This window comes from Sedimentisphaera cyanobacteriorum (assembly GCF_001997385.1).
Lineage (GTDB): Bacteria > Planctomycetota > Phycisphaerae > Sedimentisphaerales > Sedimentisphaeraceae > Sedimentisphaera > Sedimentisphaera cyanobacteriorum.
This window is the reverse complement of the sequence record NZ_CP019633.1, coordinates 2,849,382-2,863,025: the sequence shown is the minus strand read 5'-3', so window position 1 is coordinate 2,863,025 and position 13,644 is coordinate 2,849,382. Positions and strand designations below refer to the sequence as shown.

Here is a 13,644-nt window from a genome sequence, read left to right as displayed (position 1 = left end):
GCCTGCTGCAACTAAAAAGGCCTGCCCCACTTTGCCAAGCCCCAAAAAAAAATCAGAAGCTCCGCAGAGGAAGCTTCTGATGAGAATCTTTGCGTTTGTAAACTGCGTTTTAGTTTACTTTGCCTTCGACGAATTTCACAATTGAATCAACAGTGAAAAGGTCCGGCAGCTTGTTGATATCAGGATCTGCTTCAAACTCACTAAAATCGGTATGCGGCATCTTATCCTTGAGCTCAGCGAGGCCGGCTTCTGTTAGTTTGCCGTCCTGCACATACTCGCCGTTTTCCATTATTGAATCAGCGGGAAAAAGCTCTTCCCTCGGAATCTTGATATCGAAAGCCTTCTCAAGATTAAACGTAATATCGAGAAAATCGATGCTCTCAGCTCCTAGGTCTCCCATCAGCGTTGCTTGGGGGGTTACCTCATCATCATCGAGCCCCAGCGCTTCAGCGAGAACTTCCTGCACCTTCTCAAAAATTTCATCACGACTCATCGCCATTTCTAAATCTCCTTACTTTCTGTTTATTGTTACTGCGTAAGCAGCTGCCATCTTTTCTTCAAATTATCGATTACTTCCTTATCCGCCCTGTCCATCTCTGGATTTTCATCAGCAAGGTTGAAGTGTTTGAGGTCTATCCTTGCCTCAACCACCGCTTCCTCTCCTGCAACTCCGGAAGCCTTGAAACTGCTGGTTTTATCATCGAGGCTCTTAACCTCAACAGTGTAACGTATCGTGCTGCCCGGGGCTGCAAAAGACTTGTATTTTACGTTTCTGGCCTTTTTTAGCAATACCATACTGTTGGAGTAGTTCTGATATTCCCTCACCAGCCACGAGGCAGACTCAATCATACCCTGAAGGAGAAACACTCCGGGCAGTACGGGAAATGCGGGAAAATGGTCTTGGAGGTATTCCTCTGCAAGAGCGACGTTCTTCACCGCTTCCAGATGCCGGCCTGAATCTATATCTGTTATTTTATCTATTAGTGAAAACTTCATAATCTCAGAGATTTTAAAAAAAAGATTGTACCTTTCCAGCATTTTTTCGTTTTTTGAGGCGATTATCTGCGGGAAATAATCAAACAGCACGATCAGGGGCTGATTTTGAGCAGTATTGACAGGATAACGTTGTAAGCTGAGTCATAATTCATCTTAAACGCTAATCTTCACTAACTTCACGCTTATAATTATATCATATTCTCCGAAAGCTACAATGTTTAGCTTTGAATTACATCGGAGGTTGAAAAATTCAAAGCTCGTAACTGCTGCAAGCAAGATTGATTCTGCAAACGGTATGGCACTATAGTTCCCGAACCAACCTCGATAAGCATTTTTGTCATGCTCTCCGCAGGGCTTTTCCGCAAGAGAAGCAATGCCTGACGATTCGGCCTGAAAAGCCTGCTGCAGTGCAAAAAAAAAGCCCCGATAGGATTGCTTTTCCCTTCGGGGCTTTTAAACTTTTCGCCGAACGGTTATGAAACCTTGTTTCTTACCTTCCAGCGAGCCTTTCTTTTCTTACTGCCGACTTTACGCCTGCGTCTTGGCTTACTCATTTATCGCTCCAGTTTATCGTTCTGCAAATATTTCTTATTTTATCTTTAGAACTGGGAGGATATCGGTTACACTTTAAAAAGCAAGAACTTTTTTAATTTTAAAAAGGAGCAGGTTATGATTCAATGTAAAGACTGTAAATACTGCAAAGAAGGGGCAAACGGGGAGCTTATTTTTCTTTGCAACCCATTCAAGTATATCGTAGAACCGGAATGCCTCCAGAAATGGCAGATTATGAAACTCAACGAGATGCTTTCAATTCAGTCCTCGCAGGCAAGGACAAACTCCAAGCTGAACGACATACAGGACAAGATAATCAAGTATGTGGAACGGGAAATAGACGACTTCGAAGACACTGAAGGTTGGAAATATTTTGAAGACCAAGACGATGCACCGGAAAATCCAGATTGGGACGGCGAGGATTACGAGAAATATGATTTCTGATTATCCTGATTTTTTTGAAATAATTTTATTCTGGGAAACGTCTTTATAACCGTGAACGCCGGGGAAATCAACAAAGAGCAATTAATAGCAGGCTGCAAGAGAGGCGAGCAGGAAGCTTACCGGCAGCTGGTTGACATATATTCAGACAAGATATATGGATACTTTGCATCATGCACGAGAGATCCCGAGGCTGCAGAAGAGCTTTTGAGCGACTTTTATTTTAAGCTTCTCAAGAGCATTAAGAGCTATAAAAACGGTTCTTTTGAGGCGTGGATTTTTAAGATCGCCGGCAGCGTTTACTACGATTATTTAAGAAAAGTCATCAGGGAACGAGAGAACTACAGCAGGTATCGTGAAGAAAAAGAATACTTAGACCGGCAGCACGAATCGGACGAAACGGAAACAGACTTGGAAAAGGCAGTTTCAGAGCTTGATGAGGACAGCAGGAATCTTGTAATGCTGAGGTATTATTCGGATATGAGCTTCAAGGAAATAGCAGAGGCAACGGGCAAGCCTGTCGGAACAGTTCTGACGAAAATCCACAGAGCCCTAAAAAAAATGAAAACGGTGATAGAAAATGAAAGCAGATAACGAAAAATCAGACTTCGAAAAACTGGGCGAGATTAAATCGCTTGAGCGTGAGGTTTTCGAATCTTCGCATTTCAGCAAGGCAGCAGACTTTACTCTCGAAGAAGAGCTCAAATCTTCTTTGAAAGATAAGCTTGCAGGCAGGCTTGCCGAACAGAGAAAGGCAAGATTGTTTATTCGAAGCGGGTGGGCGGCAGCAGCGATTCTCGCTGTTGCGTTCTCAGCTTCTGTAAGCCTTATGAATCCGGACAGCATTGTTCGTAAAGAAGCGATAAGGCCAGAGGCTTCTCTTGAAGCCTCAGCAAGTGAATTCTGGCAGACCGACAGCCAGCTGAGCCTTATTGAAACAAAACTTGAAAATATAGAATACAGCCTTGCAGACGAAGACGAAACCTCCGGCGAAATAGAAGGCGAAATTGAATCAATAAAACAGCAGCTCAGCTCTGAGCAATTCTGGAAAGGATAGTCAAATGAGAAAAACGGCTTTATTTCTAATTCTTACAGCTTCTCTGCTCTTTGCAGATGAGGTGTTTGATGAGCACGCCGAAGGGGAGCTCCACGGCAGAATGAAAAAGCATACTGAGCAGAAGTATGAGAGGATTCTCGATGAAATTGCAGAGAAAGACCGCCCCCGAGCTGAAGAGCTCAGAAAATTGAGAGAAGAAAATCCCAAAGCATTTCACGAAGAAATGAAGGATATTATAAAGGACAAAATGGGCAGGCCTGATTTCCGAGGGCCTGAACACCGCCATGGAGAAGGACGGTTCGAACCGGGCGAGAGGTTTAGAGCAAAATTCAAAGAAAGGTTTGCCAAACGCAACGATGAATTTATTGAATGGCTCGAGGAAAACTTCCCTGAAGAGGCGGAAAAAATGAAAAAGGCCTTCGAGGCAGACCCTAATTCCGCATTCAAAAACACGGCATATATAAGAAGCAAATACAGGCGCATCTTCGAGACAGAGAAAAGAAATCCTGAAATGGCAGAGCTTATGAAAAACGATCTCGAGCTCAAACAGCGAAGAGAGCAAATCACAGAACAGCTCCGTTACTGCGAAAATGAACAGGAAATGAAAGAGCTTGAGGATGAACTGAGGGACATTGTTTCAATGAGACTCAATGTGATTCTTGAAAAAAGACGGCTCAAACTCGAAGACTTGCAGAAAAAACTCCAGCAGATCGAAAAAGAAATAAACAAGCAGCAAAAAGACCTTGAAGCCCTCGACGACCAGCGGGACTCCTTAATAAAAAACCGCTTAGAAGAACTTATTGAAGAATCGAAAAGACAAAAGGTGAACTGGGAATAATCGCACCGAAACCAAACACCTCCCCGCTTGAGCTCACATGCTGAAGCGGGGGATGGATAGATGCTACAACCAGCCTTTGATTTTATCGTCCTATGCTGTGGTATTCGATGCCGCAGCCGGCGACGAAGTCGGGGCTGTAGAGGTTTCGGCCGTCGAAGATTACAGGCCGTGAGAGTTTTTCTCTGATAGTATCAAAGTCCGGCGATCTGAATTCCTGCCAGTCGGTAAGCACTGCCATCACATCGGAGCCCTCGAGCGTCTGGTATGCATCCTCGCACATCTCAACCGCCTTGCCAAGCTCTCTTGATGCGTTTTCCATCGCCTCCGGGTCGAACGCCTTAACCTTGATGCCTGCTTCGATAATTTTATGAAGGCATCTGACAGCCGGCGACTCTCTGATGTCGTCTGTTTTGGCCTTGAAAGCGAGCCCCCAAGCGGCTATCTGGGTTAGGCCGTTTTCTTTGCAGTATTCTATAATCCTCTCAGCGAATCTGTCCTGCTGGCGGTAGTTTGCAGCCTGCACAGATTTGGCGATAGTCATCTCAATGCCCTGCTCATCCCCCATATACGCAAGAGCCTTCACGTCTTTCGGGAAGCAGCTTCCGCCATAGCCGAGGCCTGCAAAGAGGAATTCCTTGCCGATCCTTGAATCCGAACCGATCCCGATTCGAACCTTCTCGATATCCGCCCCAAACTGCTCACACAGACCTGAAAGCTCGTTCATAAACGTAATTCTGGTTGCGAGCATAGCGTTTGCGGCGTATTTAGCCATCTCTGCGCTAGCCGGGTCCACAAAAATCATCCTGCTGGATTTACGCATAAACGGGGCGTAAATATTCGTCATCAGCTCGAAGATTTCAGTTTTGGTTGTCCCTATTATCACCCTGTCCGGCTTGAGGAAGTCCTGCACAGCAGAGCCCTCCTTCAGGAATTCAGGATTGCTTACATAATCGAATGGGTGGTTCGTATTGGCTTTGATGATGTCCGAAACCACCTTATGCGTTCCCACAGGGACGGTGCTTTTGGTAACGATTACATGCCGGCCTGTCATATACTTTGCGATGGCCTCGGATACCGCTTTCACAGCAGATATATCAGCCGAGCCGTCCGCACTGCTCGGCGTTCCAACGCCGATAAACGTTACGCCGGAATTCTGAACGCCGTAGGCGATATCCGTGGTGAATTCGAGCCTGCCCGCCTCAGTGTTCCGCTCTACAAGCTCCTCGAGTCCGGGCTCGTATATCGGGATTACCCCCTTCTTCAGCCCTTCAATCTTGTTTCCGTCTTTATCAACGCATATTACGTTGTTCCCGCCTTCTGCAAGGCAGGCCGCTGCTACAAGCCCTACATATCCGACACCGACAACTGATATCTTCACTTTTGCTCCTAATCGTAATTGGAAATGCCGTTAAATCATTCAATAAAAACCGTGCTGATAAAGATAACCTGCAACCGCTTGCCTGTCAATAAAACCTTTAGGCAGTTCTATTGTTCAAACTGCTGTTTCACGGAAATTGCTTTGAATTTTCTAAGTTTTTATTGAGCTCATCTCAACCACCGCTACAGGCATAAACACAATAACGGGCAGTGCTGCCCAGAAATCAGGCATTATTTTTCCCATAATCGGTTCCGTTGCCACTATTTTGCAGGCGAAGGTGAATATAAAGCAGGCGGCGGTAATGCTGAAGCTCTTTAATGCCGCAAACTTCATCTGCTTTTTGTCCCTGCACACCAGCACAGGCAGAGCCACCATCAGCATCACGAAATTGATAATCGGATCAGTAAACCGCGAATACCTCTGCACATAGAGCCTTGCCCTGTCTCGCACTCTCGCCCCGCTCTCAGCAAGGCGTGCAAGCTGGGCAGAGCTTAGCAGGTCGATATTTTTTTGCTTGTTCCGCACAGGGATGGTTTCCGGGGTGAGGTCGGTATTGTAGCTGTAAACCATTTTTTTCGTGGTATCGATCCTGCTTCCGGATTCTTTGCTGAAAAGCTCAATCTCTGTTCCTTGCTTATAGAGCGTTTTGCCGTCTTCGTCCGTGCCGGCCTTAGTGTACAGCTTCCATTCGCCTTTGCCCTTATACACGGCCATATCAGCCTTAATCCAGCCCTCAGCTGTATTTTCGTCGTCTTCTTCGGGGCTCAACACTACTGTGAGGTCTTTCATATTTTTATCGGCTTCGGAGAAACTGCCCGCATAAACAATATTCCCCGAGCTGTCTGCAAGGCATTCCACAGACATCTGACTTGCCTCATTTATGCTGTCGTGTGAGCGGACAATCATATTAGCATAGCCCGGGATTATCAACTCCTGATCGATCACAAGAAGGCCAGTCATCAGTGCAGCGGCGGCAAGTATAGGGGCTATCACGCGTTTGAGGCTTATGCCCGAGGCCATTATTGCCACAAGCTCATTATCCCTTGTCATACGTCCGAGCGTGAAGGCGGCAGCGAAAACCGCTATAACACCCGCAAAATCGCGGAAATAAACAGCACTTTGAACTGCATAGAAAGTGAATATATTGTTAAGCATCGGGATGAGACCTTCGGTTTCAGCAAACTCATCGAAGTTTACGAAAAGGTCTATCAGCATCCTGAGGCCTACAAGAACAGCCGCAGAGATGATGTATCCGGCGAAAAAATTCCGGGATATGTATTTATCGATTGTTTTCATTTTCGCACGGACTCTCCGAAAGAAACCCGAATCAGCAGAATAATTCCACTATGCCGAAGATTATCAGTGCCAGAAGCACCATAACCCCCGCTGCGCAGAGCGAGAGCCGCAGGGTTTCCTTGAAAATCTTCGCCCCGTCGAATACGGTATTCTTCTCGAGCCTTACAACAAAGCAAACGATAACCAGAAGAGGAATCGCCCAGAGAAACTGCTGCGGATTGCAGCTGATATCGATTGGGGCGGTGAAAGAAGCTATCATTTTTCCCCCTTTCCGGCATCTTTGTTCTGCTTTTCGGGTTTATTGAAAGCTCCGTCGCCGTGGAGGGCAACAGCAGAAGCCTTGAATATGCAAATCAGATTAAGCAGCCCTGCAAGGCCCGTATAAAGCTGGCCTATTTCAGCAGGCTTTCCGTAAACAGGGTATTCTCCGGAAGCAGTAATATTGCCTATAAACGCCACAACGGGCGAGAAAATCATCTGCGGATAATACCACCATATAGAATTCACCCTGTCGATAACGCCTATCGAGCCGATATAGAGCCCCGCAGCGAAAAGCAGAGTAAGGCTTATGAATATCGCAGCGGCTTTCTTCTTCTGCCTTACCAGAAAATACCCGCCGCCGGGTACAACCCAGCCTACCAGTGCAACTGATGCGGCAAACATAATCCTGTCGGCCAGTGTTGAATTTTTTTGAGCCAATTTACGCTCCTGAATTAAAGACCGCTCCCTGAGAAAAGGCCTGCATCAGCCTTCATTCTGAGCTTCGGGCGTCTGCTGTTCTTCGTCTTCTGCAAACTCAAATCCCGTTCTTGAAACAAGATTTTCCGGATTAAGGAAAACAAGCGCAGCCTCGCCTGAATAAACTGATTTAATGCGGTCTGCCTCGGCCTTTTTATCTTCGAGCGGCTGGGCAGGAGTTATATCAACGTTCTCAACAGCATAAACAGTTTTCTTCGAGGGCACCTTAACAGAGTTTGGCAGATTCCCGCCTGCAATCCCGTGCATCGCCTCGTAAAGATTGTGGTCTTTGAGAAGACTCACATAAGCCCTCTTTCCGGAAGCACGCATCCCGCTTTTAACCTTTGTTTCGTAGAGCTGGAGCTGAGAAATGCGGGATTTGTCTGAGAGCTTCTTTACCGTAAGGTTTGTGCTGTTTTCCTCGTTGTAATCTTTCAAAAACTCGCTCCAAGGCTTATCGTCAGCGGACTGAATGAATGCGTTTGCCTTTTGCTCCGCTGTTTCCATACCTGCAAGGTCTTTAAAGTCTTCGCGAACCTCGTCCCTTACGGTGTAGAATTCCTTCTGGGCATCTGTTTCATTGATCAGTGAGCCGGTTATCTCGAATGCCACCTCAATATCCTCGGGCACATAAGACTCTTTGAAGTCCACAACCCTTATAAGTGCCTTATTCTGCGGCCACATATTCTCGAGCGGACCGATATTTTCGTAGATTTTCGGCGTTTTGCGGTCGAACTCGCTGAGGTTCTCAGCTTCAAGGCCCTTCACAGAAAATGTTAGCTTTACGATATTAACCGGCAGCCTTCTCTCTTTAGAAAGCGAGAGCCTGCCGAGGTTGCGGTCTGAGGTGAGCCTTTCTCTGCTGAGCCAGCCGGTGCGGCCGGAATAGATCTTTATTCCGTACTTCTCGCTAACCTCCTCAGCGGCCTGTTTATAGCTGCCGGAGAGCTCCTGAAGCTTTTCGCCGGAAAGATTTGAAGGATTCCTGTTTTCATAGCCGGCCTCGATTAAATCGGCAAGGTCGTTAAAGATCTTCTTCATTAAGGCGTCTTTGCGCATATTGATAATATCGTTCTCAACCTGCCTTATTACCTTCGAATAGGGCTGAGTTACCTCAATCTTTTCAGAATTTTCATCTTCCGGATTTTTCGGCTTCTGCTGGGTGTATTTAGATTTGTTATCTGAATAATATTCTTCCTTTTCGCTCTCAGTGGGCTTTTCGACAGAATCTTTAACATCCTGACTCTGAACAATGAGATAGTCCAGCTTTACACAGTCTTCAATCTTGTATCCAAAGCCGTATGGGTTGTCGCTGCTGAAGCTCTGGTCTGTAAAGCTCTTATACTTTTCGAAAAGCTCTTCCATTTGTTCCTGAGAAGGCTCGCCCGCCTGGTCGGTGTACTTGCTTGCAGGGAAATTCACGTACTGAGCGGAAAATTTCTCGTTTTTGAATCCAGCTGCTGCCTCGAGGTCTTTTGCCGTTATGTTGCTGTTTCTAACGGCCATATCCACATAGTTCACAACTGAGAGCATCTTTGCAAACACTTCCACGATATCTTCCTGAGGCGTTTGCATCTTACGGCTTGCTCTTTTAATGATAGTACCGGCTCTGTCTCCCATATACTGGACAAGCAGCTTCTGTGCATTCTTTGAGGAAACAGAAGCTCCATATTTGTACACCTCTTTGTTAAGCATCATCCAGGCAGAGACTGGGTCTATCTGTTCTGCATTGAAAAACTTATCAACAACCTTCTCGCTCACTGTGAGGTTGCCCTGCATAGCGGCATACTTGAGCTGTGTTTCGAGCATTGAAGACGTTCCGCCGTCCGGGAACAGCAGGTTCGCTGCTATCAGCCCGTTGAGGCCGGTCTGTTGAAGCAGCCGCCCGCCGCCTACAGCGCGGAGGACTTCAAGCTCATTTGCCGCTGCCACCCTGTCTTTAGCGCGGATCTCCGTTCCGTCGGCGAACACGGCCACAACCTTCCTGCTCGGGCCGCGGGAGGAGAGAACCTGCTGAAGCGCAGTTCCACCAAGGAAGGCTATCATTATCAATACCAACAGCCAAACCATTATGGTATGGCGTCTTTTCTTAAACAGTCTTACGATATTCATTTATCTCTTGTCTCCGATATTTGCTTAATCAGACAGCTTATATCACGTTACGCTATGTTATAGCGAATTTTAGAAGTATATGCAAGAGAACTCAAGATTCAAGACAATTACGCCGCAGTGAAAACGAAACTTCAAATTATCTCGAATTTAATTTCATTCTCCACCGCCACGCAGCTGAAAATCAGGCAGCAAAAAGCGGATATTTTTTTACTTAATGCAAGCAGATATGATATCCATTAGTGAAAAATTAGTGCAGATTAGCGGTTTGAAATATCAAGCGGTATTCTCTGGCACGGCAGAATACGCTTTGCTGATATAAATGGAAGGAACCTTGGAAAGAAGATTCGAAACAAAAAAAAACGGGACGTTTTTTCAAACGCCCCGATTTTCGTTAAAGCTTGGGTCTAACGCGTTATGCGCTGCGACGGCGTACGAAGAGGCCGCCAAGACCGAGAAGTGCCATTGTCATGGGCTCTGGGATATACTCGTAAGTTACCTTAGCGAAGCCTTGAGCATTTGGGCTTGAGCCTTCGAAGTGGCCGTTTTCGCCTTCAAATGTAGCTCCGGTAAGCATACTTGGAGTAAAACTCAAAGTGAATTCCTCATCGCCGGCAGAAGCTTCATACTGTCCGAAAACAGCGCTAGCTATTTCCTGAATAACGTATTTCTCAATTTGTCCAGGGAGCCAGTCTGCGTAGTCGTCTCCGGTTGTTATGTTGAACTCGCCTACAGGATCTCCTGATGTAGCTTCAAGCTCGAAAGCCTGTGTTTCGTTAACGCTGATATCAGCGCCTGTGATAGCCTGAAAGCTGCTGTCAACAGTTGAAACAGATGAGCTGAAGGTTATAGTATTGAGAACTTTACCTGTGCCCGTTTGGGGTTCAGTAGAATCGTTATCAAGCTGAACTTCTGCGTTGAGAGTTCTGGTTCCAACCTCGAGGGTAATGCCGGTAAGGCTGCCCTGAGAGGTATCGAACTTATCAAGAGTAAGGTCAGTTTGAGCTTCGTCCGGGAGAGCTGTCCATGTGGTTTCGTTAGATACGCTCAAGGCCATAGCCATAGAGCACACGCTAACTACTGCCAGCAAAGTGATTATTTTTTTCATAATTATTAACTCCCGCTAAAAATTAACGTTTTCGATTGCCCCAACAAGCCTGTCAGACCTGCCGATTCGCTGAAAGCTGCCTGTGCGATTCGGCCTGTCATCTCCCAAATTCTGAAACGAACACCGAACTCATCGGTTAAGCGAAGCGGCCAACAAGACCGCTCCGCCTCGTTTCAATGTCGGGGTCAACGCTCAAAGTTAATTAAGCGCTGCGACGGCGTACGAAGAGGCCGCCAAGGCCGAGAAGGGCCATTGTCATTGGCTCTGGAACTACGTTGTAGCCAACATCAGCAGGATTGCTTGTTGCCCAAGAACCTGAAGATGTAATTGAATAAGCCCCGCCCTGCTCTGTAGCAAGAGGTGCATTAGCAATGAAATCAATAGAGAAGACATCACCTGGCTCAACGCCGAATCCTACTGTAGAATCATAAGATACTTCAATAGATTCGCCTACCTGAGCTACACTGCTATTGGAGAACATAGGTGTTTTGATGTCAGTAAAAGATCCATCAACATAGTCGCCGTCTTCTATTGTACCAACAAAAGACATTCCGCCACCATTAATAGTAGCATCATCAGACAAAGTCAGTGTAACTGTTGCACCCTGAACAATATCCCATGCCTGAAGGCTTTCATTCCAAGAGCCGCCTGTAATATCCCAGCTCGCAGCACCGAAAGCCACAGTTGCAACGAGAATTGCAGACAATAATACAAATTTTTTCATTTTAGAAACTCCTAATATAAAACTTTTAGTTAATAGTTAATAAACCTTAGTTACTCGCATGGGATAACGTAAGGTGCGCCGGCCATACCAAGCTGCTGCATCATATAGTTCATATCAGCAGTATCAACTTGGCCATCCTGTCCGGGCTCTCCATTAGATCCATCCCACATATCGGCTGCTTCAATTCCTTGAGCTGCGGGGTCAGCGATAACATAAGGTGCTCCAGCCATACCAAGCTGCTGCATCAGATAGTTCATATCTGCAGTGTCGATCTGTCCGTCTGAACCAGGAGCGCCTTCGCCACCGTCCCAGATGTCGCCGTAGCAAATTGGTTCGCCGCCGCCGTCGGTGATATCGAAAGTGATGGGCAGGTTAGTGTCCATAGCACCATCATAATCAACAACGCCGCCGCGGAGAGCATTTTCGCCAAGTGTAACGGTTGCCGCGCCACCTGTAGTTACAACGATGTCGCCAGAAGTAGAAGGTACGTCTGTTTCGTCGTCTTCAAGACCGCCGGCACTTATGCAGAAAGAAACGCATGGCAGAGCATTAGTGCCTGCAGCGTCCTGATAAGCGATCGGGCTGCCTTCGCCGTAAACATAGCTTTCGCCCTCTTCGTTGGCGTAGTCCATGAAAACATCGAAGAATGAAGGAATAGTAACGTCAGTTACGCTCACGTCTGAATCAACATCCAGAGCGAACCCTACTACAGCAGCATCCGCTGTGTAGCTGATAGTTGCAGTGCCGTCGCCGTTATCAACAGCATCGAATGTAACCGACCCTGCCATAGCAACAGCAGCAACTGCGAGCAATGCAAAGAAACAATTTTTCATTTGAAAAACCTTTCCATAAAAATTAGTAATTCTTTTTCCCGGGGCACCGTGCCCCGATACAAAAATAAAGTTTTAGATTTGAAACCGAATATCACAACCCGATTCCCTGTTAGGCAGCTAAGCAGGGGCTCAAAGCCGGATACTCAATTTCAGCATTCTTCCCGCAATACGCTTGCGAAAAGAATACTACAGGATTTAATTTAGCAAATCCAGGGGCGAGTTTCAAGTTTAAAAGCTGTTAAAACAGCGAAAAGATGAGATTTTTTAATTTTGCGAGGCTCTTCAAGTGTTTTTTCGTGCTCAGTCGTGATTAGTCCCCAGTATATGAGGATTTCATGGATACGAACAGCGGAAGAATGGAGGGAATGGCTGAAGAACCGGGGGGACACAGCGGAGGCACGCAAGTGCCCCGCTAACGAAGCGAAACGTGAAGAACCGACGGCACACGGGAAATCTTTTCGGAGCGTAAGCTTAGCGGGCGACTTGCGTCGCTCCGCTGTGGTGCGTGAAATTATTTCGCAATGAATAATTAGCGGGTCCGCCACAGCGGGCGGTACTGTAATATGAAAAATATTTTCGCTGCGTAAAATGGGGCAAAAACAATTGATTAGTGAAAAAATTACGCTGAGCAGCAGAAAAAGCTTGATTTTTTATGAATATGATTTATAAATCGTCGTTCTCAGTTTATATCTGAAGTTTATTTTTTAGTATTTCCGTTAGATTGAAAGGAAAAGATTTATATGATCAAAGTTAAAGCGAGGGCTGGCGAATCAGTTCAGCAGATGGTTAAGAGATTCAAGAAGATGTGCGAAAAAGAGGGGCTCATCCGTGATATGAAGCGCCACAGCTACTACGAAAAACCATCTGAGAAGAACCGCCGCCGGAATAAGCGCAAGCCCACCCGCGCACTTTAATCAATCTTTTCTTAAAACGGGTAAAGATAGATTTCAGAGGATAAGCTGTAAGCTGTCCTCATTTTTCTTTGCGCATAGGAGCAAATATGAAAGGCAAAATTATCAAAACCCTGCTTCTGAGCCTTGCGATGTTTATTGCAGGCTACCTTACAGCAGTGTACAGCCTTGATAAGGACGGCGCAGCGGAGGGGAAAAACCAAAACCTCACAGAAAGCATTGAAAACATATCATCAACGGTTAAATCAGCAGCCTCAGAACACGGCGAGCAGGCCCTCAGAATGATGCGGGACAGAATCAATAAAATGCTCGAAGAAAAAGATGGGCAGAGCGTACAGGCCGGCAGTGAAGAGAGCTCTGAGACATCCGAGACCTCCAATAACAAAAACGAGACACCTTAAGCATTTCAAAATTGTAGGCAGGTACATTTTTGTAACTCAATCGGGCGGTCAATCTACGTTTTTGTATAAAACCGCCAAGCAGTCTTCCCTTATGCACTCAAAGCAAATGCAGGGACTGTGTTTTTTGAACCGCTAATTCACGCCTCAGAGAACTCATAAGGGCTTAAAAAAGGCATTGATGCCTGCATAGAGATGATTCAAGCCTTCTTTGAATGGAATTTATTCAAAAACTGGCAAGCATTAACCAGCGTAAGGTTAGTTA

The 13,644-nt window shown here is 46.2% G+C and carries 17 protein-coding genes; 7 read left to right on the top strand and 10 right to left on the bottom strand.

Translation table 11 applies throughout. From position 1 onward, the window contains the following. Positions 1-109: 109 nt before the first annotated feature. Positions 110-499 (bottom strand): acyl carrier protein, encoded by a 390-nt coding sequence (locus L21SP3_RS11390; RefSeq protein ID WP_077541626.1) that lies wholly within the window; start codon positions 497-499, stop codon positions 110-112. Between the two features lie 29 nt (positions 500-528). Continuing rightward, positions 529-996 (bottom strand): 3-hydroxyacyl-ACP dehydratase FabZ family protein, encoded by a 468-nt coding sequence (locus tag L21SP3_RS11385; protein ID WP_161488198.1) that lies wholly within the window; start codon positions 994-996, stop codon positions 529-531. Between the two features lie 303 nt (positions 997-1,299). Between L21SP3_RS11385 and L21SP3_RS12405 the strand changes: the two genes are divergently transcribed. The 5 genes from L21SP3_RS12405 to L21SP3_RS11365 all read left to right on the top strand — a co-directional run bounded on the left by L21SP3_RS12405 (position 1,300) and on the right by L21SP3_RS11365 (position 3,884). Then, entirely contained in the window at positions 1,300-1,377 is a 78-nt protein-coding gene (locus L21SP3_RS12405) for a PEP-CTERM sorting domain-containing protein (protein WP_118084585.1), read from the top strand. Between the two features lie 288 nt (positions 1,378-1,665). Further along, on the top strand, positions 1,666-1,992 hold the full coding sequence (locus tag L21SP3_RS11380) for a hypothetical protein (protein ID WP_077541622.1): 327 nt from the start codon (positions 1,666-1,668) through the stop codon (positions 1,990-1,992). A gap of 51 nt (positions 1,993-2,043) precedes the next feature. Continuing rightward, entirely contained in the window at positions 2,044-2,583 is a 540-nt protein-coding gene (locus L21SP3_RS11375) for an RNA polymerase sigma factor (protein ID WP_161488197.1), read from the top strand. Further along, positions 2,570-3,046 (top strand): hypothetical protein, encoded by a 477-nt coding sequence (locus L21SP3_RS11370; RefSeq protein ID WP_077541618.1) that lies wholly within the window; start codon positions 2,570-2,572, stop codon positions 3,044-3,046. The genes L21SP3_RS11375 and L21SP3_RS11370 overlap by 14 nt, the downstream gene beginning before the upstream one ends. Positions 3,047-3,050: 4 nt before the next feature. After that, positions 3,051-3,884, top strand: a complete 834-nt coding sequence (locus L21SP3_RS11365; RefSeq protein ID WP_077541616.1) for a hypothetical protein — start codon at positions 3,051-3,053, stop codon at positions 3,882-3,884. An 82-nt stretch (positions 3,885-3,966) separates the two neighbouring features. On the opposite strand, the gene L21SP3_RS11360 is transcribed toward L21SP3_RS11365, so the two are convergent. The 8 genes from L21SP3_RS11360 to L21SP3_RS11325 form a co-directional block, all read right to left on the bottom strand. Continuing rightward, complete coding sequence (locus tag L21SP3_RS11360) at positions 3,967-5,262, bottom strand: UDP-glucose dehydrogenase family protein (protein WP_077541614.1); 1,296 nt, start codon at positions 5,260-5,262, stop codon at positions 3,967-3,969. A gap of 150 nt (positions 5,263-5,412) precedes the next feature. Continuing rightward, on the bottom strand, positions 5,413-6,558 hold the full coding sequence (locus L21SP3_RS11355) for an LptF/LptG family permease (RefSeq protein WP_077541612.1): 1,146 nt from the start codon (positions 6,556-6,558) through the stop codon (positions 5,413-5,415). Between the two features lie 31 nt (positions 6,559-6,589). Next, positions 6,590-6,817 carry a hypothetical protein gene (locus L21SP3_RS11350; protein ID WP_077541610.1) on the bottom strand — a complete coding sequence of 76 codons (228 nt, stop codon included), beginning with the start codon at positions 6,815-6,817 and terminating at the stop codon, positions 6,590-6,592. Further along, a complete protein-coding gene (locus L21SP3_RS11345; protein ID WP_077541608.1) occupies positions 6,814-7,257 on the bottom strand; it encodes a DUF6677 family protein in 444 nt (147 codons plus the stop codon). The genes L21SP3_RS11350 and L21SP3_RS11345 overlap by 4 nt, the downstream gene beginning before the upstream one ends. A 45-nt stretch (positions 7,258-7,302) precedes the next feature. After that, positions 7,303-9,408: a nucleoside triphosphate pyrophosphohydrolase family protein gene (locus L21SP3_RS11340; RefSeq protein WP_077541606.1), complete on the bottom strand. Its 2,106-nt coding sequence runs from the start codon at positions 9,406-9,408 to the stop codon at positions 7,303-7,305. Between the two features lie 412 nt (positions 9,409-9,820). After that, positions 9,821-10,513: a choice-of-anchor E domain-containing protein gene (locus L21SP3_RS11335; RefSeq protein WP_077541604.1), complete on the bottom strand. Its 693-nt coding sequence runs from the start codon at positions 10,511-10,513 to the stop codon at positions 9,821-9,823. A 202-nt stretch (positions 10,514-10,715) separates the two neighbouring features. Next, positions 10,716-11,219 carry a PEP-CTERM sorting domain-containing protein gene (locus L21SP3_RS11330; RefSeq protein WP_161488196.1) on the bottom strand — a complete coding sequence of 168 codons (504 nt, stop codon included), beginning with the start codon at positions 11,217-11,219 and terminating at the stop codon, positions 10,716-10,718. A gap of 68 nt (positions 11,220-11,287) precedes the next feature. Then, positions 11,288-12,070 carry a hypothetical protein gene (locus L21SP3_RS11325; protein WP_077541600.1) on the bottom strand — a complete coding sequence of 261 codons (783 nt, stop codon included), beginning with the start codon at positions 12,068-12,070 and terminating at the stop codon, positions 11,288-11,290. Positions 12,071-12,810: 740 nt separating this feature from the next. On the opposite strand from L21SP3_RS11325, the gene rpsU reads away from it, so the two are divergent. Beyond that, positions 12,811-12,984: a 30S ribosomal protein S21 gene (rpsU, locus tag L21SP3_RS11320; protein ID WP_193432576.1), complete on the top strand. Its 174-nt coding sequence runs from the start codon at positions 12,811-12,813 to the stop codon at positions 12,982-12,984. An 86-nt stretch (positions 12,985-13,070) separates the two neighbouring features. Further along, on the top strand, positions 13,071-13,382 hold the full coding sequence (locus tag L21SP3_RS11315; RefSeq protein ID WP_077541596.1) for a hypothetical protein: 312 nt from the start codon (positions 13,071-13,073) through the stop codon (positions 13,380-13,382). The last annotated feature ends 262 nt before the right edge of the window (positions 13,383-13,644 follow it).